Source organism: Tsukamurella sp. 1534 (assembly GCF_000312385.1).
Classification (GTDB): Bacteria; Actinomycetota; Actinomycetes; order Mycobacteriales; family Mycobacteriaceae; genus Tsukamurella.
The window spans coordinates 1,145,162-1,168,172 of record NZ_HE997626.1 but is presented as its reverse complement, the minus strand read 5'-3'; the positions used below and the strand labels follow the sequence as shown (position 1 = coordinate 1,168,172).

Genomic DNA, 23,011 nt, shown 5'->3' with positions numbered 1-23,011 from the left:
ACATCTCACTGTAGCCGCATGACGTGATCGCAAACTATGCTGCGATCATGAAACGGATGTTCATCATCGTCGCGGCGGTCATGACCGCGCTGCTGCTCGGTGCGGGACCGGTGGCGGCGGAGCCCGCCGGCGTCGCCGATCGTGCGAACCTCTTCGGCCCGAGGATCGACGAGGTCGGGGCCGCCCTCGACACGTTCGAGGCCCGCACCGCGATGACCGGCACCGTCGCCACCGCGGACGGCATCGGGAACCAGGACATCCGGTCCTTCGCCACCACCGCCGGCGCCGTGCTCGGCCGCGACCGGGGCGAGGCGGTCGTGATCGGGATCGACATGCAGACGCGCAAGGTCGGCGTCTACACGACCCCGGCGGCGATGGCCCGCATCCCCGACGCGCAGATCACCCGCATCATCGACACGGTCATCACGCCGGGGCTGCGCGCGGGGGACTACGTCCGCGGCGTGGTCGACGGGCTGCGCGCGCTCGCGGACGTCGCGACGGGGACCGCGTCCCCGACCGCCGCACCGCCGCCGACGGCCGCCGACACCATGCCGGCACAGGCGCCGCTCGGCGGCACGACCGTCACGATCATCCCCGGCGCCGGCGGCCCCGGCACGTACAGCCCGGGCTACCCCGGCCCGTACCCCGCCGTGACCTGGCCGGACACGCCGCAGCCGAGCAGTGCCGCCCCAGCCGGAGTGGGCGCCTTCATCGGCTTCGCGGCGCTGATCCTCGTCGGCGGCATCGTCACCGCGATCGTGTCGAACGCACGCGCCAGGGATGCCGACACACCGGAGCTGCGGGAGCGACTCGCCGACCTGGTGGCCGGCGATCCGGAGTTCGACACGTGGTCCAACCGGCGGCGCTACGTCTACGCCCGCCGGCACACCGGGGTCCCGCTGGGCACGTGGAACGCGATCTACCCGCAGTGGCACGTGCGCGAATCGGGTTCGGGTTCCGGTGGCTTCTCGGGCGGCGGCGGTTCCGGCTCGAGCTTCTCCTCGGACAGCGGGTCGAGCTCGTCGAACTCGTCGAGCTCCGGCGGCTTCTCCGGGGGTGGCGGCTCCTCGGGGAGCTTCTAGCGCCCCCCGAACCTCCTCAGCCGCAGGCTGTTCCACACCACGAAGAAGGAACTGAAGCTCATGGCGGCGGCGCTGATGAGCGGGTTCAGCAGGCCCGCGGCGGCCACGGGGATCGCGGCGACGTTGTAGCCGAACGCCCACACCAGGTTCGTCTTGATCGTGGTCAACGTCGCGCGCGCGAGGCCCAGTGCGTCGGGTACCGCGGAGAGCTCCTCGCGCATGAGCACCACGTCGGCGGCGCCCTGCGCCACGTCGGTTCCGGTGCCCATCGCCAGACCCAGATCCGCTGCGGCAAGGGCGGGTCCGTCGTTGACGCCGTCGCCGACCATGGCCACACGCCGCCCCTCGGCCTGCAGGGAGCGGATCGCGTCGACCTTCCCGTCGGGCAGTACGTCGGCGCGCACGTCCTCGATCCCCACCTCGGCGGCCACCTTCGCGGCCGCGGCGGCGTTGTCGCCGGTGAGCAGCACGGTCCGGACGCCCGCGTCGTGCAAGCGTGTCACGGCCTCGGCCGCGTCCGTCTTGACGGTGTCGGCCACCTCCAGGACGGCGGCGACGGCACCGTCGACCTCCACCACCGCGACGGTCCGCCCGGCCTCCCCCGCGGCGTCGACCGCGCCGGAGAGCACGCCGGGCGCCACGAAGCGCGGCGAGCCGACGCGCACGGGGGCGCCGTCGACGGTGCCGGTGGCGCCGAGCCCGGGCACGGCCCGGAAGTCCTCGACGGCGGGCAGGTCTCCGCCGGCCCGGGCGACGACGGCCCGCGCCACGGCGTGCTCCGAGGCGGACTCGACGGCCCCGGCGAGCCGCAGTACCGCGTCCTCGCTGAATCCCGGCGCGACGCTGACCGCGGCGACCGAGAGCAGCCCGGTGGTCACCGTGCCGGTCTTGTCGAACACGACGGTGTCGATGGTCTCGGTGGCCTCGAGCGCCTGATGCCCGCGCACGTACACGCCGAGCTGCGCCCCGCGTCCGGACGCCACCATGAACGCGACGGGGGTGGCGAGGCCCAGCGCGCACGGGCACGCGATCACGAGCACGGCGATCGCGGCTTTGACCGCGTGGTCGATCGAGCCGCTGCCCAACAGCCAGCCGGCGAAGGTCGCCGCGGCGATGGCGAAGACGCACGGCACGAACACGGCGGACACCCGGTCCGCGAGGCGCTGCATCCGCGCCTTGGTGGCCTGGGCGTCCTCCACGAGCCGGAGCATGGCGGCGAACGTGGTGTCGGCGCCGACCGCGGTGGCGCGCACCGTCAGGCGGCCGTCCTGGCAGACGGTGCCGCCCACGACCCTGTCGCCCACGTCCGCGGGGACAGGCCGGGATTCGCCGGTCATCGCCGAGTTGTCGACGTACGCGCCGCCGGATTCGACGACGCCGTCCGTCGCGATGGTCTCGCCGGGGCGGACCACGAACACCTGCTCCTCGCGCAACTCGCGCACCGGGATCCGCAGTTCGGAGCCGTCACGAACCAGGACGGAGACCTCGCGGGCGCCGCGCGTCGCGAGCTCGCGCAACGCCGACGCGGCCTTCGCCCGCGCGGACGCCTCGAAGTACCGCCCGGCGAGCACGAAGACGGTGACGCCCATCGCGACCTCGAGGTAGATCGGGTCCGCGGCGATGATCGCGTTCCAGAAGCCGTGCGGATCGGGCCGCTGCCGGCCGGGGGTGAGCACGGTGACCAGCGACCACGCGGTCGCGGCGATGATGCCGACCGAGACCAGAGTGTCCATGGTGGCCGAGCCGTGCCGGGCGCCCTGCCACGCCCGCTTGTGCAGGGGCCACGCGCCCCACGTGACGACGGGCAGGCTCAGCGCGAGCAGCACCCACTGCCAGCCGGGGAACCGGGTGGAGGGGATGGTGGCGAGCACGATCGACAGGTCCGCGGCGGGCACGAACAGCACGAGCGAGACCACGAGCCGGCGCAGCACGTCGCGCCGCTCGCGCTCCTCGGCGAGCATCGCGCGGCGCGGGTTCGGGGACTTCGGCGCCGCGGTGTACCCGGCGGCCTCGACGGTGCCGGTGAGGTCCTGCAGTGATACGCCGGGTGCGTGTTCGACGGTGGCCGTCCGCGTCGCGAGGTTGACGACGGCGCGCACACCGTCGAGCTTGTTGAGCTTGCGCTCGACCCTGCCGACGCACGCGGCGCACGTCATGCCACCGACGTCGAGGAAGGTGCGCTGCGGCGCGGCCCCGGCGTCCTCCGGGGCCTCGGGCGCGTGCGGCGCAGCCGATTGCAGGTCAGTCACCCCTCCAGTATCCACGCCGGGCGACGACCCCGAAAACGCGAAAGGCCTTGATACCGGCTCCCGGAATGGGGGGAGGAGGGGGAGCCGGTATCAAGGCTCAATCACGCAGCCACCGACGTGGGGGGAGACGTCATATGGCGGCCGCAGAAACAACGATACGTGCTATACGCGTACGCTCGCCAACTTTCGTGCGATGACGCGCCGGGCCGCCGAGAACCGCAGGTCAGAAGGCCGGTTCACGCCTTTTGTGCGATTTCATCGCGCAGAACGTCGAGTGCGGCGTCCATTTCCACGCGCGCGTCCGCGCTGACCCCCACGGAATTGATGAATCCGTGCAGGGCGCCCGGCGCCAGTTGGGTGGTGGCGTTCACCCCGGCCGCGCGGAGCCGTTCCGCGTACGCGGCGCCCTCGTCCCGCAGCGGGTCGAAGCCCGCCACCACGACGTGGGTGCGGCCGATCCCGCCGAGGCTGTCGGCGTGCAGCACGTGGAACTTCGGATCCGTGTCCTGGCCGGGCTCCGGGGTGTACACCTTCCGGAACCACTCGATGTCGTGCTTGGTGAGGAAGTAGCCGGAGGCGAAGGTGTCCCGGCTGCGGTTCGCCGGATCGGCGCCCGTCACCGGGTAGAAGAGCAGCGAGAACGCGGGCTGCGCCCCGCCTTCGAGGGACAGCTCCCGCGCCGCGACCGCCGCGAGGTTGCCGCCCGCGCTGTCGCCGCAGACCACCACGCGCTCCGCGTCGGCGCCGAGTCGGTCCGCGTGGGCGATGGCCCATTTCGTGGCCGCCACCGCGTCGTCGGCCGCCGCGGGGAAGATCGCCTCGGGCGCCAGCCGGTAGTCGACGGACAGCACCCGCACGTGGGCGCGGTCGGCGATGTAGCGGCACGGGGCGTCGTGCGAGTCCAGGTCACCCAGGACGAAGCCGCCGCCGTGGAAGAACACGACCAGCGGCGAGCCCGCGTCGAGTCCCTCCGGCGTGTACAGGCGCGCCGGGATCGGGCCGGCGGCACCGTCGACCATGAGGCCCCGGGTGATCACCGTCGGCCCCGCGCCGGCGCCGACCGCCTGGCAGAGCTTGAGCATGGAGGCCCGGGACAGCGGGATGTCCCGGACGTCGTGGGCGGCGAGCCCGTCCACGCCCTGCGCCTTGAGCAGCAGCAGGGTGATCCGCGAATCGGGGTCGAGGTCGTTGCCCTCGACGGTCTGCGGCGTGCCGAGCCGCTGCTTGATCTCCACGGGAAGGCCGAAGATCAGCCGCGCGCCGCCCGCGACGAGGGGGGTGGGGATCTGCAGGGACAGCTTTTTGACGAGGTCGATGAGCGCCATGGACCGATCCTAGGGCGCGCCGGTCCCGCCCTGGCCGGGAGAGCGGTCGCGGGGCCCGTGCTTGGCGATGTACTCGGCGTGCATGTCCGCCTCCCGCTCGCGGGCGATCACGTCCACCAGGTCGGGGTCGAGTCCGTGGTGCCGCAGCCGGGCGCGCCGGTAGATCTTGTTGAGGGCGATCGCGAAGTACACGAACGGGATGAAGATCGGCAGCGTCATGGACGCCTTGACCAGGAACGTCGTGGGAATGAACCAGAACGGCACCAGGATCAGGAAGCAGGGGATCGCGAACCGGACCACGGTGCGCCACGCGGCGCCGGGGCCGGCCAGGTCGTTCGCGACCCAGTCGTTCATCGACGGCGGCAGCACCTTCTTCCCGTACGAGTACAGGATGAACTGCACGGGGTTGGGCTTGCGTGCGCCGTCGGTCATGCACCGATCATCCCACCGTCCTGCGCGCGGCCGCGACCCCGGTCCCGTCCGCACGGGGCGTGGATGCGGCGTGGACGAACGGCAATTCCGGACGCCTCTTGCGGTCATGAAGCCTTACGGCGTGCGCGAACGCATAGAATCGGACCCTGTGAGTCCCGGCAGAAACGATCAGACCGCGCAGAGCATCCTCTCTGCCGCGGTGGCGAGCATCGGCAGCGTCGGTATCTCGCGCACCACCATGGAGCACGTGGCGAACCTGGCCGGCATCGGCGTCGCCACCGTGTACCGGCGTTTCAACCGCAAGGACAACCTGGTCCAGCAGGCCATCCGGTACGAGGCGGAGGAACTGCTCAAGGCCATCGAGCAGCAGATCACGGGCCTTCCCACGGTCGAGGAGGCGCTCACCGAGGGCTTCGTCGCGTTCCTGCGGGAGGCGCACCGGCGCCCCCTCATCCGGGGCATCGGCGACGGCAACGTGGTCGTCGGCCTGCCGATGATCGCCCAGGGCGGCGGCATGCTCATCGAGATCGGCCGCACCTTCGCGGCCAACGTCATCGAGGGCTTCCAGGAGAAGGGCGACCTGCCGGCCTTCGACGCGAAGCCGATCGCGGAGATCTTCGCCCGGATCGGCCACTCGGTGCTGCTGGCCCCCGACGGGCTGATCAGCTTCGACGATCCGTACACCGCGGGCCGGGTGGTCCGCGAGTGCCTGATGCCGGCGATCGCGGCGCAGACCGCCGCGGCCGAGGAAGCCTCGTGATCCGGCCCGCGCGGCCGGACGACGTGCACGAACTCCTGTCGATGGTCGGCGAGCTCGCCGCCTATCACGAGGAGCCGGATGCGGTGGTGGCCACCGCCGGCCAGCTGCACGACGCCCTGTTCGGCGAGAACCCGACGGTGTTCGCGCAGGTCGCGACCGAACCGGGCGCCGACGGCGCCGAGGAGATCGTGGGCATGGCGGTGTACGTGCGGAACTTCTCGACGTGGTCCGGCACGCACGGGATCTGGCTGGAGGACCTGTACGTGCGTCCCACGTCGCGCGGCGGCGGCCACGGCAAGCTGCTCCTGGCGGCGCTCGCGAAGACGTGCGTCGACGAAGGCTACAAGCGGCTCGAATGGGCTGTCGCCGACGCGAACACGCCCGCGATCGGCTTTTACCGGTCGATCGGCGCGAAGCCGATGGACGCGTGGACCACGCAGCGGCTCAGCGGCGACGCCCTGGGCGCGCTCGCGGGCGAGGCCTGATGGACGTCTTCGAGGCGATCCTGCGGCGCCGCGACGTGCGCAACGAGTTCAGCGGCGAGGTCCTCGACGACGAGCGCCTGACCCGGCTGCTGCGCGCGGCGCACAGCGCGCCCAGCGTGGGGAACACCCAGCCGTGGGACTTCGTGGTGGTCCAGGACCGCGACACCCTGGCCCGGTTCGCCGGGCACGTGGGCCGCTGCCGGGACGATTTCGCCGCCTCCCTGCCCGAGGACCGCAAGGACACCTTCAACCCGATCGTCATCGAGGGCATCGAGAGCTCGGGCACCGGCGTCGTTGTCACCTACGACCCGACGCGCGGCGGGAAGAACATCCTGGGCCGGCACACGGTCGACGAGACCGGCCACCTGTCGGTGGCGCTGGCCATCCAGAACCTGTGGCTCGCGGCCACCTCGGAGGGCGTCGGTGTGGGCTGGGTGTCCTTCTACCACGAGGACTTCCTCAAGGCGCTCGTCGGCGTGCCCGAACACGTGCACGTGGTCGCATGGTTGTGTGTGGGACCCGTGACGGAGTTCCAGACCGTCCCCGACCTGGAACGATTCGGTTGGCGCGACCGCCGGCCGCTGGAGGATGCGGTGCATCGCGAACGTTTCATGAACTGAGATGTCGCATTCGATCGTTACACTGCGGGCAACGGCGAGGGGATTCACGTGACGCAAGACAACCGTGCCCGGGGCTTCGACGCGCAGCGCGTGCGGAGGCGAACGGTACTCATCGGCGCGGCCGCGGCGGTGCCGCTCACCGCGGCGTGCACCATCGGCGACGTGGGCGGTGGCGGTGGGGACGGCGGCCCGTCGACGCCTCCGCCCGATCCGGCGGAGGTCACCGTCACGCCCGCCGACGCGGCGCAGAACGTCAACCCCACCGGCGAGGTCACCGTCACGATCGCGAAGGCCACGCTGGGCACGGTCACGGTGACGGACGCGCAGGGCGCGCCGCTCGAGGGCGCCCTCTCCACGGACCTGTTGAGCTGGAAGTCGACCAAGCCGCTGGTCTACGGCGCCACGTACACGGTGCTCGTGAAGTACGAGACGCTGGGCCTGCCGCGGGAGAAGAAGTACACCTTCTCCACGGTGAAGCCGCCGAACATGACGCTGCCGTACTTCGAGAACACCGGCGGGCAGGCACTCAACGACGGTGCGGTGTACGGGGTCGGGCAGATCGCGGTCGTCCACTTCGACGAGCCGATCACCGACCGCGCGACCGCGCAGAAGCTGCTCAAGGTCACCACCACCCCGCACGTGCCGGGCGCCTGGATGTGGACCACCGACAAGACGGTCGCCTGGCGGCCCCGGGAGTACTACGCCCCGGGTACGAAGGTCGACATCGAGTGCGCGGTGTTCGGCAAGGAGGTCAGCCCGGGCCTGTGGGGCGAGAAGGACGTGGCGATCTCGTTCAGCATCGGTGAGTCGCACGTGTCGATCGCCGACGACACCACCAAGCAGGTGCAGGTGTTCATCGGCGGCCAGATGGTGCGCTCGATGCCCACGTCGATGGGGCAGGGCGGCAACGAGGTGGTCAACGGCACCACGCTGCACTTCTGGACGCAGCGCGGCGTGTACACGGTGCTGGACAAGGCGAACCCCGTCACCATGGACTCGTCCACCTACGGCCTGCCGATCAACGCGCGCCTGGGCTACAAGCAGGTCATCGGGTGGGCCACCCGGATCAGCAACGACGGGATCTACCTGCACGCGCTGGACAACATCGGCGCGCAGGGCGTGCGTAACGAATCGCACGGCTGCCTGAACCTGAGCCCCGCGAACGCGCAGTGGTTCTTCGGCATCAGCCAGCAGGGCGACGTGGTGGAGGTCCGCAACACCGGCGGCCCGCCGCTGGAGCAGTGGCAGAACGGCGACTGGTCCGTGCCCTGGGAGACGTGGGTCGCGGGCAGCGCGTTGCCCGTCGAGAACTAGACCGACGGTGCCGTCCCGGGCCTAGGCGGTCCGGGAGCGCCTGCCGCGCATGCCGATCCACGCGGCCACGAGGCAGCCCGTCGCGACGGCGGCGACGAACCAGGGGAAGATCGTGGCGGTGCCGTAGCCGGTGGCGAGGTAGCCCGCGATCACGGTGGGCACGCCCATGGCGAGGTAGCCGAGCAGGTAGTAGGCGCTCATCACCTGCCCGCGTGCGTGCGCGGGGGCCACGGACGCGACGTGCCGCAGCGAGCCGCCGAACGCGAGGCCGAAGGTGGCGCCGAGCGCGATGGTGTCGAGCACGATGAGCGAGGTGGAGCCCGAGCGCACGGCAAGGACGGCGAGCCCGAGCGACGCGGCGAGGCCGAGGTCGCCCACCACCGCGGTGGGCCGCGCGGGGAATCGGCCGCCGATGTACTGCGAGACCGCGGACGCCGCGGCCATGACCGCGACCAGCATCCCGACGAACATCACCGAGCGGTGCCCGGTCACGTGCTGCACCAGCGCGGGGTAGAGGCTGAGGAACACCCCGAGCACCGACCACGCGGCGACGATGCCGATGCCGGAGAACCAGAAGTCGCTCGCGATCTCGCCGGGCACGCCGGGACGGCTGAGCCGCACGCGCCCGCCTGTGCGCGCGGCGTGCGGTTCGACCAGGGCGATGACGCCGATCAGGATGGCGGTGACCACGGCGCCCATGGCGACGAACGGGGTGCGCAGCGGCGCGGGCGCGTACTGCGCGACGGCGGCGGCGCCGAGCGCGGTGACGGCGATCCCGATGTTGAGGGCGACGCCGGACAGCATGCCGTTGCGCGCACCGTCGTGCGGGCGGACGTCGAGGAGGGCGGCACCGGCCACCACCGTGATCGAGCCGATGGCGGCGCCGTGCAGGAACCGCGCGAGGATCAGCTGCCATTCGGCGCCGGCGAACAGGAACAGCAGGAGGCCCACGAGGATGGTGCCCACGGCGGCGAGCAGCACGGGCTTGCGGCCGACCGCGTCGGACACGGGGCCGACGGTGAGCGCGGCACCGAGCGCGCCGATCGCGTAGACCGCGAACACGACGGTGGTCGAGAGCGCGGAGAGGTGCCATTCCTGCTGGTAGATGGGGTACAGCGGCGAGGGGAGCCCGGACACCCCGAGCGCCAGGGCGAGCAGCGTCAGCAGGAGCGCGAAGGCCCAGCGCTGCGGGTGCGCGGCGGGGGAGACCTGTGCCTGCTGGGTGATGCTCATCGATCGCCTCCGGTGTACGGTTGGGTTCGATGATCGTCGAACCGATACGGACACTACCGACCGGTTCGACGAAGATCAAACCGTTATCTCAGGGAACGAGAATGATGTCCGAACCAGACGTGGCACCGCTGCAGGCCGTGCTCGCGGCACTCGCCGACCCCGTCCGGCTCGAGGTGGTCCGCCGCCTCCATCGGGCCCAGGGTCCGATGGCCTGCGGGGACCTCTACGACGGGGTGACCAAGGCGACCGCGAGTCACCACTTCAAGGTGCTCCGCGAGGCGGGTATCACGCGGCGCGACGATGTGGGCGCCCACGCGCGCCAGCTGCTGCGCGGGGACGAGGTCGAGGCCGCGTATCCGGGGCTGCTCAGCTCGGTGCTGGACGCCGCGGAGGCGGAAGCCTCGTCACGGCCATCAGTACCAGCCACAGCGTGATCGACGCGATCTGCAGCCGCTGAGCGAGGCCCAGGTAGAGCTCGGGAGCCTCGAATCCGAGGGACGACGGTGCCATCGCCGCGACGGTCCACACCGTGGCGATCAGGAACACGAACCCTGTGACGACCGCGGGGAGCGCGGCACCGTCGGGCCTGCGCCGCCGGAGCCAGGCGAGCCAGCCGAGCACGGCGATCGCCCCGCCGGTACCGGCGAGGCCGGACGAGAACGCGTGCGCGACATGTGTGAACGGCACCTGTCCGGCGAGCTCGCGGGCCTGGCACGCCGGGTCGGCGGTCGGCGTGCAGGACAGGGGGAGCGCCGCGTCGCACATCGTGGCGGCGCCCATGAGCAGCACCCCGCACAGCGCGATCCGGCCCGGCAACGACGGTCTGCCCGCGGCGCGCCACCACAGCGCCGCCGCGACCACGAAGCAGGTCCCGGCCAGCAGGTCCGTGCACCGGAAGAACACGGCGTGCGGCTGGCCGGCGGCGCCGACCTCGCTGACGTACGAGCGCAGGGGGTCGAGCCGGGAACCCATGAGCGGGGCGATGATCCACGCGGAATAGAACACGGCCCCGGCGAGGATCACGAGGCGCGCACGCTGCATGCCGACCAGGCTACCGACGCCGCAGGTCTTCGAGGTACGCGTTGTAGGCCGCGCGCTCGTCCTCCTCGCGGCGGTCCGCCCCGTGGCGGGTGGAGGTGCGGTGTTCGGCCCGCCGCCAGCGCAACGCGAAGACGCAGACGGTGACCATCGCGATCGGTTCGCCGTAGGACCAGGCGAGGGCGCCGGCGACGGACTGGTCCCGGATCGGATCGATCCCCCACGACGGGGGCGGGTCGGCGAACATCGCGATCACCGGGGTCGTCGCCATCATGAGGATCACGCCGATGAACACGTGCAGCGGCATCTCGATGAAGATGTCGAAGAAGCGCATCAGCCAGGATTCGCGGCCGGGGAGCGGCCCGACCGAGAGGATCGGCAGCACGAACAGTACGCCCGAGGCCAGGAAGAACAGCTGCAGCGCCGTGTGCCCGGCCCAGGTGCCGCCGACCGCGTCCACGAGGCCGGTGAGGTACACGCCGTAGTAGCTCGCGAGGAACAGCGGGATGGTGAACCAGGAGCGCATCGCGATCCGGGTGAGCGGGCTGCGGAGCACGCCGAGCGCCGCGCCGAGCACGAACCGCCCCGGACCGCGGTGCGGTACGGAGCGGAGCAGCAGGACCCCGGGCGCCCCGCCCACCAGCAGCGGCGGTACCAGGATGGAGAGCGTCAGCTGCTGGAACATGAACGCGCTGAACAGGTGCCAGGAGTACGCCTCGATCTTCAAGCCGGTCACCGCCGCGAGCGCGAGGCACCCGAGAAGGAAGCTCGCCACCCGGGCGGCGGGCCACCGTCGTCCCCGCCGGCGCAGCGCGACGACCCCGGCCAGGTACGCGGTGGCCGCGGCGAGCGCGAGCACGGGGAGCAGCGGGAGCGCCGGCGGGGCCCAGCCCAGCATGCCCGTGATCGTGGGAGGTTCCACGGGAGGAGGCGGAATACGCACATGCGCATATTACTATGTATGTCATGACAGCTGAAACCATCCTGGTGATCGAGGACGAACCGGCGCTCGCGCGCCTGGTCCGGGACTATCTGACGCGTGAGGGATTCGACGTCCTCGTGGCCGGGGACGGGGAGGAGGGCCTGCGCCTGGTGCGCGAGACCGACCCCTCGGTGATCGTCCTGGACATCGGGCTGCCACGGATGGACGGCATCGAGGTGTGCCGCTCCGTCCGCTCGTTCAGCGACGCCTACGTCATCATGCTCACCGCCCGCGGCGACGAGGTGGACAAGGTGGTCGGCCTCTCCGTGGGCGCCGACGACTACCTGGTGAAGCCGTTCAGCCCGCGCGAGGTGGTGGCCCGGGTGCGGGCCATGCTGCGCCGCCCGCGCCGGATGCCCGACGGTGTCGGCTCCGCCCGCCGGTTCGGCGATCTCGCGGTGGACCTGCTGGCCCGCGAGGTGCGCGTCGGGGAGCGGGTGGTCGAGCTCACCGCCACCGAGTTCGACGTGCTCGCGGTGCTGGCCCGCAGCCCCAACATCGCGTTCTCCCGGGCGCAGCTCATCGACGCGGTGTGGGGCGGCGGCTGGGTGGGCGACGAGCGGCTGGTGGACGTGCACGTGGGCCGCGTGCGCCGCAAGCTGGGCGACGAGGCGGCCGATCCCAAGTACGTGCGCACGGTGCGCGGCGTGGGCTACCGGATGGGCGCGGGGTGAGGCGGATCCGGGCCCCGCGCGACGTCGGGATCGGCGGGCGCCTGGGCGTGGTGCTCATGGCCGTGTCGCTCAGCACGCTCGCGGTCACCGCGTTCGTCGACTTCGTGATCTGGCCGCTGATCCTGGGCCGCACCTCCTCCCGGGCCGTCGACGTCCTGGCCGTGACGCTCGGATTCGGCGGCGCCGTGGTGGTGTGCACCACGGCGAGCGTGGTCCTCGCCGCGCGGCTCAGCCGCTCGGTGGGGCGGTTGTCCGGAGCGGTGCGGCAGGTGGCCGACGGCCGCACCGGCGTGCGCGTGGCGCCGCTGTCGCTGGGGCCGGAGGCCGACGACCTGGTGCGGGCGTTCAACGAGATGGCCACCAAGCTGGAGTCGACCGACCTGTCGCAGCGCCGGCTGTTGGCCGATCTGGCGCACGAGATCCGGACGCCCGTCAGCGTTCTCGACGGGTACCTGGAGGCCATTCAGGACGGCGTCGTGCGGCCCGACGAGGAGACGCTGACGATGCTGCGGGGCCAGACCACGCGGTTGGCGCGTCTCACCGACGACGTGCTCTCGGTCTCGCACGCCGAGGACGGCCGGCTGAACCTGGAGCCGGCCGCGGTGGAGGTGTCCGACCTCGTGCAGTCCGCGGCGCGGGCCGCGTGGAAGTCCTACTCCGACAAGGGGGTCGAACTGCGTGTGCGGACCGCACCGGAGGACGTGCGGGTGCACGGCGACCGGCAGAGGCTCGACCAGGTGCTGGCCAACCTGCTCACCAACGCGCTGCGGCACAGCGTGTCCGGCGGATCCGTGGAGATCGGAGTGTCGGCCGCGGGGCAGCGGCGGGTGCGGATCGCGGTGACGGATCGCGGCGACGGCATCGATGCCGAGCACCTGCCGTGGATCTTCGAGCGGTTCTACCGCACCGACGTCGCGCGCGACCGGGACCACGGCGGCAGCGGGGTGGGCCTGACCATCAGCAGGGCGATCGTCACCGCGCACGGCGGGCACCTCTGGGTGGAGTCCGAAGGAGCCGGTCGCGGAGCCACTTTCGCGTTCACGCTGCCCACGATGTGACGGCGGACACGCTGCTCAGGGGGCTTCACCGAACCTTCACGGCGGTGCGGCGCCGCCGACACAGCGCGTCTCCACAGTGGAGGCGTGCAGGAGAAACTCAGAGAGATAATGCGTTTCGACGCCCCCGCGTCGATCGTCGTGTTCCTGGTGGCGCTGCCGCTGTCGCTGGGCATCGCGCTCGCATCGGGCGCGCCGCTCATGGCGGGACTCATCGCGGGCGTGATCGGCGGGATCGTCGCCGGGCTGGTCGGCGGGTCGCCGCTGCTGGTGAGCGGCCCCGCCGCGGGCCTCACCGTGGTGGTCGCGGAGCTCATCGCGAAGTTCGGCTGGAAGGTGACCGCAGCGATCACCCTGCTGGCCGGCCTCGTGCAGATCGCGCTCGGCATGAGCCGGATCGCCCGTGCGGCCCTGGCCATCTCGCCGGTCGTGGTGCACGCCATGCTCGCCGGTATCGGCGTGACCATCGTGATCCAGCAGACGCACGTGCTGCTGGGCGGTTCCTCCCGCAGCTCGGTCCTGCAGAACCTCGTGGACCTGCCCGGCCGGATCGGCGCGATGCACCTGCCCGATTTCGCGATCGGCGTCGTGGTGATCGCCGTGATGCTGCTGTGGCCGCGCCTGCCGGAGCGGTTCCGCCGAGTGCCCAGCGCGCTGGTCGCGATCGTCGCCGCCACGGTGCTCTCGCTGGTGGTGCCGATGAACGTGGAACGGATCCGGTTGAACGGCTCCATCATCGACGCGATCGGCCTGCCGGAGCTGCCGTCCGGGCAGTGGGCGGCGTTCGCGCTGGGCGTGTTCACCATCGCGCTCATCGCCAGCGTCGAGAGCCTGCTGTCCGCGGTCGCGACCGACAAGATGCACGACGGTCCCAAGTCCAACCTCGATCGCGAGCTCATCGGCCAGGGCGCCGCCAATTCCCTCTCCGGCCTCCTCGGCGGCCTCCCGGTGACCGGCGTCATCGTGCGCAGCGCCACCAACGTGGCCTCCGGCGCCCGCACCCGGTGGTCGGCGGTGATGCACGGCGTGTGGCTGCTGCTGTTCTCGGTGGCCCTCTCCGGACTGGTCGAGAAGATCCCGACCTCCGCCCTCGCCGGCCTGCTCATCGTGATCGGCGTGCAGCTGGTGAAGACCGCGCACATCCGCGCGGCCCGGCGCACCGGCGACATCCTGGTGTACGCGGTCACCATCCTGGGCGTGCTGTTCCTGAACCTGCTCGAGGGCGTCCTCGCGGGGCTGGTCGTGGCGATCCTGCTGGTGCTGTGGCGGATCGCGCGCGCCTCGATCGACGCGGCGCCGGACGCCGCCGGGCGCTGGCACGTGTCCGTCGACGGCTCGCTGAGCTTCTTCGCGCTGCCGCGGCTGTCCCGGGTGCTGGCCTCGGTGCCCCCGGGGGCCGACGTGGCCGTGGAGCTCACCGTCGACTTCCTCGACCACGCGTCGGCCGAGGAGATCACCGAATGGGCGCGCCGCTACCGGGCCGAGGGCGGCACGGTGACGATCGACGATCTGGGCGCCGCCGCCATCGACGCCGCCGGCACGCGGACGCCGCGCCGCACCACCGAGCGGCCCGCCGAGCGCGGCCTGCTGCCGTGGCGGGCGCACGCGCGGGGCGGGCTCGCCGACGGCATCGCCCGCTACCACCGGCGGCACGCTCCGCTGCTCAGCGACGATTTCGACGAGCTCAGCGGCGGCCAGCGGCCCGAGGCGCTGTTCCTCACCTGCGCGGATTCGCGGGTCGTGCCCAACGTCATCACGGGCAGCGGCCCGGGCGACCTGTTCACGGTGCGCAACGTGGGGAACCTGGTGCCGGAGGCCGGGTCCGACGGTTCGCTGGAGGCCGCCGTCTCGTTCGCGGTGGACGAGCTCCGGGTGTCGCAGATCATCGTGTGCGGGCACTCGTCGTGCGGCGCGATGGGCGTCGCCCTGCACCGGCCGGCGGTGCCCGCCACCATCGAGCAGTGGATCGACCACGCGTCGTCGGCGGTGGCGGCGTACGAGGGCGGCCATCCCGTGCGCGGCGCGGCCGCCGATGCGGGATTCGGTGCGGCGGACCAACTCTCCCTGGTCAACATCGCGGTCCAGGTGGAGGCGATGCGCGCGCACCCGCTGCTGGCCGGACGGCCCGGCATCGAGGTGATCGGCCTGTTCTTCGACATCGCGTCGGGACGGGTCCTGCGCGTGACGGACTCGGCGGTCGTGGAGGCGGACACCCTCACCCCCGCCTGACGACGCGCCGGCGCGGCGCCGCGGAGCTCACCCCCGCGGCGCCGCGCAGCCGTCCGTGCCACGTCTGTGACACGGCCGGGGCACGGCGGGAGGACGCGCGCGACGTGGAGGCGGAAGTCTTTGCGAACGTGTAGAACGGAAGTGTTTGCGAAGACACAACGGTGCCCGGCGCGGGAGAGGACGGTTCACGGGTGGTCAAACTGCTGCTGATCGAGGACGATCCGGCCGTCGTCGGAGCGCTCGCGCTCTCACTGGGCCGCCTCGACCACGCGGTCGAGCACGTCCCCGCCGCCACGGAGGATCTGGAGGAGCGGGTCGGCGAGGCCGACGCGGTGATCCTCGACATCGGTCTCCCGGGCGAGGACGGCTTCGCCGTCTGCCGGCGGATCCGGCGCTCCAGCCCGGTGCCGATCCTCATGCTCACCGCACGGTCGGACGACGTCGACACCGTCGCGGGGCTGGAGGCCGGCGCCGACGACTACGTGGTCAGGCCCGTGAGCCCGCGGGTGCTGGACGCCCGGATCAAGGCGTCCCTGCGGCGGGCCGCGGCGCCGGCGGAGGGACCGCCGGACCGCGCGCCGCAGGCACCGTCGAGCCTCACGGTCGACAAGGCGGGTGCCGAGGTGCTCCGCCACGGCGAGCCGCTGCCCCTGACTCCCACCGAGAAGCGGCTGCTGTCCGTGTTCGTCGACCATCCGGGTCGGGTGCTCAGCCGCGAGCAGTTGTTCGCCCTCGCCTGGAACCAGGACTTCCTCGGCGATTCCCGGTTGGTGGATAACGCGATCCTGCGGCTGCGGCCCAAGATCGACCCCGCCGGCCGACCGAGCCACATCGAGACGGTGCGAGGGTTCGGATACCGGTTCCAGCCGGACCCGTGAACGCGTGGGACACTGCGCGACTGCTGGGCGGCGACGTCGGCCACCGCCGCGAGGACCCGACCACCGTCTTCCGGGCGTGGTTCACCGGCTAGGCTCTGTAGGCGTGCGCGTGGCGGTGATCGACTCCGGTTTCGGGATGGTGAACTACGCCGACGCGCTGTCCCGGGTGCGGCCCGATACCGAGCTGGTGCTGGCGCGCGATCCCGACAACATGCCCTACGGGCTGCTCGAGCCCGCGCGGATCTCCGAATGCGTGGTGTCCATGGCGGCGTCGGCCGTGCGGTACGACGTGGACGCGATCATCGTGGCCTGCAACACGGGTTCGATGTACGCGCTGGAGGCGGCGCGCGCCCGGTTCGAGCCGGCGATCCCCGTGGTCGGGGTGGTGCCCGCGATCCGGCCCGCCGGTGCGACGGGGCGCCCCTTCGCGGTCTGGGCCACCGCGGCGGCGACGGTGAGCGAGTACCAGACGTCGCTGATCGACGCCTTCGCCGATCCGGCCCTCGCGCACCGGATCCCGTGCTACGGGCTGGCCGAGGCGATCGATTCGGGCGACCCCGGACTGGTCACCGTCGCGATCGCCGAGGCCGCGGCCCTGACCCCGCCGGAGATCGAGTCGGTGGTGCTGGGCTGCACCCATTACGGGCTGGTCGAGGACGAGATCGTGGCCGCGCTGCGCGAACGGACGGGCCGCGATGTGGCGGTCTTCGATTCGCCGGAGCCCGTCGCGCGTCAGGTGCTGCGCCGGATCGGCGAGGAGCCCGGTGGGCCGCCTGAGTTGGGTGCCGTCATCGCGGTGCTGGAGTCCGGCCGGCCGGGCCTGTTGCCGGAGGAACTGGCGGTGTACCCGGCGGGCAGGCTGCTCCTGGATCGCTGCGTTCGGGATGCGAAAAACGGGTGAGAAAAAACTCGCGATGAGATATATGCATAATCGCAACCGTGCTGTTATCCTGAGAATGCACTGACCGCAGCTGACTCGCTCGCTGCGGTCAGTAGTCATTTCCAGGCCCTTTGAAGCAACAAGTTTGCCTGACTTCTCTCAGTTGAACTCTCAAGGTTCTCATTCGATGAGATGCGCCAGGCATGCGAAGAAGCCGCCGCCGATGAGCAGGCCCAGCGCGCATCCGCTGTGACGAAGGCGGCCCGTGGGGCCGCCTTCCGAGCCTGGGTGGACTGCTGCGGTCGCCGCCGGCGTGTCGTCGCCGAAACCCACCGAGGTTCCGGCGGTCGCCGCGGCGGCGGGTCAGGCGGCGAGGTCGCGGCGCGTCTCCGAAGCCGCGGCGGCGCACAGGCCCGCGGCCGCGATCACCAGGAGCGCCATGGTGGCGCCGGTGAACACCGCCGCCCCGGGCTGAGTGGCGACGTGGTTGAACGGCGACAGTTTCGACACCCAGTCGGGCAGCTTGAGCACGTCGGCCACCATCATCGTCACGCACAGGGCCAACACGATCCATCCCGCCGACGAGTACCGGGCCGAGATCGCACCGGCGAGCGCGGCGATCGCCGTGATCACCCACACGGCGGGCAGGGCCGCGAGCGCGGGGACGATCAGCTGGCGGTTCGCGGTGAGTGAGACGCCCACCCCGAGGGCCAGGGTGGCGACGAACGTCGCGAGCACCGCGACCGTGAGGTGGGAGGCGTACCAGCGCAGCCGCTGCACCGGCCCCGACAGCAGGTACTCGGCGCGGCCGGACACCTCCTCGGAGCAGGCGGTGTTGACGATCGAGATGCCGAGTGCCGCAGTGGCCATCGCCATCACGGAGAACTCGGCTCCGAAGAACACGTCGAGCAGGCTCGACCCCGACCCTCCCAGGCGTTCCAGCATCTCGCGGGTGCCCGCGTTGCCCGCCAGATCGTCGATCGCGCTGCCCATCCCGCCGAATGCGGCGCCGACGGCGAGGAAGCCCACGCTCCAGCCGATCAGCTGGCCGCGGTGCAGGCGCCACGTGAGCGCCCCCACCGAGCCCAGCAGCGGGCTCGCCGTCGCGCGACCGCGCCCGACGCGGATGATGCCGGCGCCCAGATCGCGGTTCGCCGCGATCCGTAGCGCCACGGCCACGAACACGATCGTGAGGGCCAGAAGCGGGAGCAGGGGCCACGCGCGGTCGTCGGCGAACGGACGGGTCTGCTGCGCCCATCCCAGCGGCGACAGCCAGGACTCCCAGCCGGGTTCGGCGGGCAGCGTACCGTCGGTCCGCAGCACCGAGACGTCGCCGAGCGCCCGGAGCAGGTACGCGCCGCCGAGGCCCAAGGCGAACAGCCCGCGCGCGGCGCGGGCGCCCTCGGTGAGCTGCGCGCAGAGCAGCGCGAACGCCGCGAACACGATGCCCGTGGCCGCCCACACGGCGCCGAACGAGATGCTGCCGGTCGTATCCGCGCCCATGCCGATCAGCGTCAACGCGGTGAGCACGCCGATCGCGAGGCTCAGGACCACGGACTCGATGAGCGCCGCGAGCGGGGGAGCGGTGCGGTCGATCGCGGAGGCGCCCAACATCTCCCGGCGTCCGGACTCCTCGTCGGCGCGGGTGTGCCGGATCACCAGGAGGCCGGTGAGCAGGCCGAGCGCGGCGGCCATCATGACCACCATCTTGATCATGCCGACCGCGCCGGTCGTCGCGGAGTACACCGGGCCGAACATCGCGACCAGGGAGGGGTTCTCGCTCGCGGCGCGGGCCGCGGATTCGAGCGAGGCCTGGTCGGCGTAGGTGGTCTCGGCCGTGGAATAGGCCGACGCGGCCATGGCCACGTAGAGCAGGAGCCAGACGGTCAGCTGGATCCGGTCGCGCCGGAGCACCAGCCGCAGCGTGGCGGCGAGGCCGGTCATCGCGCGGCCCCCTCGCGGCTGGTCGCGGTGCCGGCCGGGTTCGCGCCGCCGGCGGTGTCGTAGTGGCGGAGGAACAGTTCCTCGAGCGTCGGCGGACGGCTGGTCAGCGACGTGGGGCCGCCGGCGGCGACGGTGCCGAGCACCGTGCCGAGGTCGGAGGCCTCCACGCTGAAGCCGAGCCGGTCACCGTCGACCTGGAGGTCGTGCACGCCCGGCGTGGCCGACAGGTCGACGGGCCGCGTGACGGTGGCCTCGACGCGCGTGCGCGACAGGTGCCGCAGCGAGTCGAGCGAACCGGTCTCGACGGTGGCGCCGTCCTTGATGATGGTGACCGCATCGGCGACGCGGTCCACCTCGGAGAGGATGTGGCTGGAGAGCAGGATCGACGTGCCCTCGGCCTTGGCGTCCTCGAGGCAGCGCGTGAACACCTCCTCCATCAGCGGGTCGAGGCCCGAGGTGGGCTCGTCGAGGATGAGGAGCTCGGCGCGGGCGGCGAACGCGGCCACGAGCGCCACCTTCTGCCGGTTGCCCTTGCTGTAGGTGCGGGCCTTCTTGGCCGGGTCGAGCGAGAAGCGTTCCAGGAGTTCGTTCTTGCGCCCCTCGTCGAGGCCGCCGCGGAGGCGCCCCATGAGGTCGATGATCTCTCCGCCGGAGAGGTTCGGCCACAGGGTCACGTCGCCGGGGACGTAGGCGAGCCGGCGGTGCAGCTCGCTGGCCTGGCGCCAGGGGTCCCCGCCGAGCAGCTCGACCGTGCCCGACGTCTTCTTGAGCAGCCCCAGGAGGATGCGGATGGTGGTCGACTTGCCTGCGCCGTTGGGGCCGAGGAAGGCGTGAACCTCGCCGGGGGGCACGTGCAGGTCGAGTCCGTTGAGTGCGTGTGCGCTACCGAAGGCCTTGGTGAGGCCCTCGGCGCGGATGACATCGTTGGTCATGTCGGTGACGCTATACCTGTTTCAGAAATTTGTGAAGTGTCGGAAGTTTAGATACTGTGACCAGCATGGATGCGCCGAACTTCGTGGAGAACATGGCGTCGTCGCTCGTGGATGCGGGCATGCAGCGGATGGCGGCAAGGGTCTTCTCGGCCGTGCTCGCCTCCCCCGAGGGGGCGCTCACCCCGTCCGAGATCGCGGCTCAGCTCTCGGTGTCCGCCGGTGCGGTCTCCGGTGCGGTCGGGTACCTGGAGCAGGCGGGAATGATCCGGCGCTCCCATGTGCCCGGGTCCCGCCACACCCTGATCGGCCTGGGCGACGACGTCTGGTACGAGGCGCTCACCTCACGCAACGCGATCCTGGAACGGTGGCTGAGCATCGCCGACGACGGCCTGGAGGAGCTTCCGGACGGCGGCGGGGCGGCCGAGCGGGTCACGGTGATGCGGGACTTCTTCGAGTTCATGATCGGCGAGCTGCCCACGATGTTGGAGCGCTGGCGCGAAGAGCGTATGCGCAAGCACGGGCACTGATATGAGCGGAACCTGGTCCCTGGTCGAGGGTCTCGCTACGGGGGAGGAGGCCGACGGTGCGCGGCCACACGTCGTGCGGCTGGCTTCGGTCGCCGGAGCGACGATCATTCAACTCACCTTCCGCCCCGGGCAGGAACTCGCGGATCACAACGCGCCCAAACCGATTCTGCTGTCCGTCTTGCGCGGCGTGGTGACGGTGGCCGTCGCGGGGGAGCGGATGGAGCTGACGCCGGGTGCGGTCCTGCACATCGACGCCCGCGAGGTGCACGCCGTCTCCGCGGATGTCCCGGCTGACCTCACGCTGCTGCTCCTCGGCTGACTGCGGCCGTCAGAAGGGCGGTGGGGGTTCGGGTTCCGTGTTCGGGACGAACTCGACGCCCTGTTCCTCGGCCTGCTTACGTTGGCGCTCCAGCTCCTTCCGGAGTCGTTCCTCGGCGCGCTTCTTGACCTTCTCGAGGCGGATGCGGCGGTTCTTGGTGCGTTCGTCGCGGCGTTGTTGGGCGCGGTGTTCGGCGTGGGTGTCGAAGGTCTGCGGTTCGGTCTGCTCTTCTGATTCGGTGCGGGCAGGGGTGTCCCAGACGAGTTTCCCGAGCCCGGGCAGGATTTCCTGCGCGGCGCCGGGTGGGGTGAGCCAGATGCCGCCGGCCGGGTGGTGCCATTCGACGGTGCCGTCGTCGAGGATGTCGGAGAGCCATCCGGTTTCGGTTTTGATGCGGTGGTGGAATCCGCACAGCGGTACCAGGTTCCCGGGGCCGTGTTTCCCGGCGACTGTTGTTTTGCCGCCGCGTGCGGGGTCGCGGTGGTCGTATTCGGCGACGTGATCGGCCTGGCAACGGGTCGAGGGCACGCTGCAGCCGGGGAAGACGCACGTCGGGTAGGTCAGCCGCATGATCAGAAGCTGATACTGCGTCGGCGTGTAACCCGAGGCCCCCGCGATGTGGATCTCCCCGGTGACCGAGTCCCGTTTGCCGAGGACGCGGATGGTGGTGTCGCAGTCGGCGATCAGGTCGTTCGCCTGCTCCGCGGTGACCGGCCCGGAGATGCCGAGTTCGTCGCACACCACGTACGCCCCTCCTGATGCGTCCGATGGTGCCGGCTCAGGGGGCAGCCCGGGGCCGGTCGATTCGCGAGATTCGTGCGCCGCGGGCGAGTCCGGGGGAGATGCCGCGGGCGCTGCACCCGAGTCGCCGGAGACGATGTCCCCGGTTGTTCCGGATACGCCGCCCGCACCATCTGCGTTGTCCGCGTCGTTCGTGACGTCCGTGCCGTCTGCGTCGTCTGCGTCGGGCGTGGTGTCTTCGGCGGCGGGTGGTTCGTCGAACAGGGTGATCGCGTCGTCGACCGCAGCAGCAGTGGTGGCGGGCTGGGGTTCGGCCGCGGCGGGTTCCGGTGTGCGGAGGTCGGATTCGTTGAGGAGGATCAGCGCCAGGGCTTTTACTTCCGATGCCACGGCAGCGGTGCGGGGTTTGCGTTCCTTGAACCGGCAGGCCTCGTCGGAGCATTGGCAGCCGAGGGTCTCGTAGCCTTCGATCAACGCCGCGTGGGCGGCGACCTGCCGCTCACCCAGCGTGCGCGGATCCTTCCGGCAGGTGGTCTTCAGCATGTCCGCAAGCAAACCGGCGAACCGGATCCCGTCCGCCTTCGGGATGATCGCTTCGACATCGACCGTGCCGTCCGCCCGCGCATGCATGTCGATCCCGAAGCGGGGCTTCTTCTCCGGCACCTGCGGCACGGCGTCGATGTCGATCCGCACCAGGATCTGCTTCGCGGCCTCCTCCACCGCCGACGCGGTCACCGCGACATCGGGGTCGGCGAGAGTGCCGGAGAGCCAGGCGGCCATGCGGACGTCGAATTCATGCAGCACGCGGTCGTCGATGATCGCCGACGCATAGCGCAGGACGGCGTAGAGCTGTTGGGTGGTCACGATGCCGGTGGTGCAGACCGCGAAAACGTGCGGGAGGCGTTCGCGGAGGTCCAGGCCGCGGTGCACGGCCGCCGAGGCACCGCCCCGCCCCACCTGCAGCACCGCACCCGCCTCGGCGACCAACTCGTCCCAGTCCCCGACGAACCGGCGATCGGACTCGGCCCGGCACCGTCGGGCATCGTCACGGACCGCGAACAGTTGGGAGAGCACCGCGTTCTTCCTTGCCTCCAACCGGTTCGCTTCGACGAGCACCGAGCGCAGGTCGGCCAGCAGGGCGGCCGCATCCAGGCCGGCGACGTCCCCGAACTCGGGAGGCAGCGGCCGGCGGACCGCCCTCCCGTGTTCGAATCCATCGTCTGCTGTGCTCATACATTCGAGTCTACTCCGCACGCACGGCTATTGCTACCTCAAATACGGGCGGAATCCTTCTCGCCCGCAGAGCGTTCCG

General features: G+C 71.4%; 22 protein-coding genes. 13 read left to right on the top strand and 9 right to left on the bottom strand.

The features are described 5' to 3' along the window. Positions 1-47 precede the first annotated feature (47 nt). Positions 48-1,082: a TPM domain-containing protein gene (locus BN39_RS23140; protein ID WP_081585936.1), complete on the top strand. Its 1,035-nt coding sequence runs from the start codon at positions 48-50 to the stop codon at positions 1,080-1,082. Here BN39_RS23140 and BN39_RS05745 read toward each other — a convergent pair. The 3 genes from BN39_RS05745 to BN39_RS05735 all read right to left on the bottom strand — a co-directional run bounded on the left by BN39_RS05745 (position 1,079) and on the right by BN39_RS05735 (position 5,088). Further along, positions 1,079-3,331, bottom strand: a complete 2,253-nt coding sequence (locus tag BN39_RS05745) for a cation-translocating P-type ATPase (RefSeq protein WP_019201413.1) — start codon at positions 3,329-3,331, stop codon at positions 1,079-1,081. The two genes, BN39_RS23140 and BN39_RS05745, sit on opposite strands and share 4 nt — an antisense overlap. A gap of 236 nt (positions 3,332-3,567) precedes the next feature. Continuing rightward, complete coding sequence (locus BN39_RS05740; RefSeq protein WP_019201412.1) at positions 3,568-4,656, bottom strand: alpha/beta hydrolase fold domain-containing protein; 1,089 nt, start codon at positions 4,654-4,656, stop codon at positions 3,568-3,570. A gap of 9 nt (positions 4,657-4,665) precedes the next feature. After that, positions 4,666-5,088: a DUF5313 domain-containing protein gene (locus BN39_RS05735; protein WP_019201411.1), complete on the bottom strand. Its 423-nt coding sequence runs from the start codon at positions 5,086-5,088 to the stop codon at positions 4,666-4,668. 148 nt (positions 5,089-5,236) lie between these two features. Between BN39_RS05735 and BN39_RS22665 the strand changes: the two genes are divergently transcribed. From BN39_RS22665 to BN39_RS05715, 4 genes are read left to right on the top strand one after another with little or no spacing between them, the layout of a single operon-like run. Beyond that, positions 5,237-5,848 carry a TetR/AcrR family transcriptional regulator gene (locus BN39_RS22665; RefSeq protein WP_159103227.1) on the top strand — a complete coding sequence of 204 codons (612 nt, stop codon included), beginning with the start codon at positions 5,237-5,239 and terminating at the stop codon, positions 5,846-5,848. Continuing rightward, positions 5,845-6,333, top strand: coding sequence for a GNAT family N-acetyltransferase (locus BN39_RS05725; RefSeq protein ID WP_019201409.1), 489 nt, complete (start codon positions 5,845-5,847; stop codon positions 6,331-6,333). Before BN39_RS22665 ends, BN39_RS05725 begins: the two co-directional genes overlap by 4 nt. Next, on the top strand, positions 6,333-6,953 hold the full coding sequence (gene bluB, locus BN39_RS05720) for a 5,6-dimethylbenzimidazole synthase (protein WP_019201408.1): 621 nt from the start codon (positions 6,333-6,335) through the stop codon (positions 6,951-6,953). Before BN39_RS05725 ends, bluB begins: the two co-directional genes overlap by 1 nt. Positions 6,954-7,001: 48 nt before the next feature. After that, the gene (locus tag BN39_RS05715; protein WP_019201407.1) at positions 7,002-8,267 is read left to right on the top strand and encodes an Ig-like domain-containing protein; all 1,266 of its coding nucleotides are present in this window, start codon (positions 7,002-7,004) and stop codon (positions 8,265-8,267) included. 21 nt (positions 8,268-8,288) lie between these two features. On the opposite strand, the gene BN39_RS05710 is transcribed toward BN39_RS05715, so the two are convergent. Next, on the bottom strand, positions 8,289-9,500 hold the full coding sequence (locus BN39_RS05710) for an MFS transporter (RefSeq protein ID WP_019201406.1): 1,212 nt from the start codon (positions 9,498-9,500) through the stop codon (positions 8,289-8,291). 101 nt (positions 9,501-9,601) lie between these two features. On the opposite strand from BN39_RS05710, the gene BN39_RS22660 reads away from it, so the two are divergent. Then, the gene (locus BN39_RS22660; protein ID WP_081585934.1) at positions 9,602-9,934 is read left to right on the top strand and encodes a helix-turn-helix transcriptional regulator; all 333 of its coding nucleotides are present in this window, start codon (positions 9,602-9,604) and stop codon (positions 9,932-9,934) included. On the opposite strand, the gene BN39_RS05705 is transcribed toward BN39_RS22660, so the two are convergent. Continuing rightward, complete coding sequence (locus tag BN39_RS05705) at positions 9,867-10,541, bottom strand: DUF998 domain-containing protein (RefSeq protein WP_019201405.1); 675 nt, start codon at positions 10,539-10,541, stop codon at positions 9,867-9,869. The genes BN39_RS22660 and BN39_RS05705 overlap by 68 nt on opposite strands. Positions 10,542-10,551: 10 nt before the next feature. Further along, positions 10,552-11,436, bottom strand: a complete 885-nt coding sequence (locus tag BN39_RS05700) for a cytochrome c oxidase assembly protein (RefSeq protein WP_019201404.1) — start codon at positions 11,434-11,436, stop codon at positions 10,552-10,554. Positions 11,437-11,504: 68 nt separating this feature from the next. On the opposite strand from BN39_RS05700, the gene BN39_RS05695 reads away from it, so the two are divergent. The 5 genes from BN39_RS05695 (at position 11,505) to BN39_RS05675 (ending at position 17,257) form a co-directional block, all read left to right on the top strand. Continuing rightward, on the top strand, positions 11,505-12,194 hold the full coding sequence (locus BN39_RS05695; protein ID WP_192814836.1) for a response regulator transcription factor: 690 nt from the start codon (positions 11,505-11,507) through the stop codon (positions 12,192-12,194). After that, positions 12,191-13,252: a cell wall metabolism sensor histidine kinase WalK gene (locus tag BN39_RS05690; protein WP_019201402.1), complete on the top strand. Its 1,062-nt coding sequence runs from the start codon at positions 12,191-12,193 to the stop codon at positions 13,250-13,252. The genes BN39_RS05695 and BN39_RS05690 overlap by 4 nt, the downstream gene beginning before the upstream one ends. 108 nt (positions 13,253-13,360) lie before the next feature. After that, the gene (locus tag BN39_RS05685) at positions 13,361-15,478 is read left to right on the top strand and encodes a bifunctional SulP family inorganic anion transporter/carbonic anhydrase (protein ID WP_019201401.1); all 2,118 of its coding nucleotides are present in this window, start codon (positions 13,361-13,363) and stop codon (positions 15,476-15,478) included. Positions 15,479-15,669: 191 nt separating this feature from the next. Beyond that, entirely contained in the window at positions 15,670-16,356 is a 687-nt protein-coding gene (locus tag BN39_RS05680; RefSeq protein ID WP_019201400.1) for a response regulator transcription factor, read from the top strand. Positions 16,357-16,465: 109 nt separating this feature from the next. After that, positions 16,466-17,257 (top strand): glutamate racemase, encoded by a 792-nt coding sequence (locus tag BN39_RS05675; protein WP_237741627.1) that lies wholly within the window; start codon positions 16,466-16,468, stop codon positions 17,255-17,257. Between the two features lie 342 nt (positions 17,258-17,599). Here the strand turns inward: BN39_RS05675 and BN39_RS05670 are convergent, their stop codons facing one another. Together BN39_RS05670 and BN39_RS05665 are read right to left on the bottom strand one after the other, a co-directional pair. Continuing rightward, on the bottom strand, positions 17,600-19,180 hold the full coding sequence (locus BN39_RS05670; protein ID WP_019201397.1) for an ABC transporter permease: 1,581 nt from the start codon (positions 19,178-19,180) through the stop codon (positions 17,600-17,602). After that, positions 19,177-20,112, bottom strand: a complete 936-nt coding sequence (locus tag BN39_RS05665; protein WP_019201396.1) for an ABC transporter ATP-binding protein — start codon at positions 20,110-20,112, stop codon at positions 19,177-19,179. Before BN39_RS05665 ends, BN39_RS05670 begins: the two co-directional genes overlap by 4 nt. A 65-nt stretch (positions 20,113-20,177) precedes the next feature. Between BN39_RS05665 and BN39_RS05660 the strand changes: the two genes are divergently transcribed. Both BN39_RS05660 and BN39_RS05655 read left to right on the top strand, forming a co-directional pair. Continuing rightward, positions 20,178-20,639 carry a GbsR/MarR family transcriptional regulator gene (locus BN39_RS05660; RefSeq protein ID WP_019201395.1) on the top strand — a complete coding sequence of 154 codons (462 nt, stop codon included), beginning with the start codon at positions 20,178-20,180 and terminating at the stop codon, positions 20,637-20,639. Position 20,640: 1 nt separating this feature from the next. Continuing rightward, entirely contained in the window at positions 20,641-20,958 is a 318-nt protein-coding gene (locus tag BN39_RS05655) for a cupin domain-containing protein (RefSeq protein WP_019201394.1), read from the top strand. A gap of 9 nt (positions 20,959-20,967) precedes the next feature. Here the strand turns inward: BN39_RS05655 and BN39_RS05650 are convergent, their stop codons facing one another. Then, positions 20,968-22,932 carry a DUF222 domain-containing protein gene (locus tag BN39_RS05650; protein WP_019201393.1) on the bottom strand — a complete coding sequence of 655 codons (1,965 nt, stop codon included), beginning with the start codon at positions 22,930-22,932 and terminating at the stop codon, positions 20,968-20,970. Positions 22,933-23,011 lie beyond the last annotated feature (79 nt).

What these genes read in the sequence shown, in the direction of transcription:
- BN39_RS23140 (WP_081585936.1), top strand. Translation starts at nt 48, where the DNA reads ATGAAACGGATGTTCATCATCGTCGCGGCGGTCATGACCGCGCTGCTG.
- BN39_RS05740 (WP_019201412.1), bottom strand. Translation starts at nt 4,656, where the DNA reads ATGGCGCTCATCGACCTCGTCAAAAAGCTGTCCCTGCAGATCCCCACC.
- BN39_RS05735 (WP_019201411.1), bottom strand. Translation starts at nt 5,088, where the DNA reads ATGACCGACGGCGCACGCAAGCCCAACCCCGTGCAGTTCATCCTGTAC.
- bluB (WP_019201408.1), top strand. Translation starts at nt 6,333, where the DNA reads ATGGACGTCTTCGAGGCGATCCTGCGGCGCCGCGACGTGCGCAACGAG.
- BN39_RS05710 (WP_019201406.1), bottom strand. Translation starts at nt 9,500, where the DNA reads ATGAGCATCACCCAGCAGGCACAGGTCTCCCCCGCCGCGCACCCGCAG.
- BN39_RS22660 (WP_081585934.1), top strand. Translation starts at nt 9,602, where the DNA reads ATGATGTCCGAACCAGACGTGGCACCGCTGCAGGCCGTGCTCGCGGCA.
- BN39_RS05705 (WP_019201405.1), bottom strand. Translation starts at nt 10,541, where the DNA reads ATGCAGCGTGCGCGCCTCGTGATCCTCGCCGGGGCCGTGTTCTATTCC.
- BN39_RS05700 (WP_019201404.1), bottom strand. Translation starts at nt 11,436, where the DNA reads ATGCTGGGCTGGGCCCCGCCGGCGCTCCCGCTGCTCCCCGTGCTCGCG.
- BN39_RS05695 (WP_192814836.1), top strand. Translation starts at nt 11,505, where the DNA reads ATGACAGCTGAAACCATCCTGGTGATCGAGGACGAACCGGCGCTCGCG.
- BN39_RS05685 (WP_019201401.1), top strand. Translation starts at nt 13,361, where the DNA reads ATGCGTTTCGACGCCCCCGCGTCGATCGTCGTGTTCCTGGTGGCGCTG.
- BN39_RS05670 (WP_019201397.1), bottom strand. Translation starts at nt 19,180, where the DNA reads ATGACCGGCCTCGCCGCCACGCTGCGGCTGGTGCTCCGGCGCGACCGG.
- BN39_RS05665 (WP_019201396.1), bottom strand. Translation starts at nt 20,112, where the DNA reads ATGACCAACGATGTCATCCGCGCCGAGGGCCTCACCAAGGCCTTCGGT.
- BN39_RS05660 (WP_019201395.1), top strand. Translation starts at nt 20,178, where the DNA reads ATGGATGCGCCGAACTTCGTGGAGAACATGGCGTCGTCGCTCGTGGAT.
- BN39_RS05655 (WP_019201394.1), top strand. Translation starts at nt 20,641, where the DNA reads ATGAGCGGAACCTGGTCCCTGGTCGAGGGTCTCGCTACGGGGGAGGAG.
- BN39_RS05650 (WP_019201393.1), bottom strand. Translation starts at nt 22,932, where the DNA reads ATGAGCACAGCAGACGATGGATTCGAACACGGGAGGGCGGTCCGCCGG.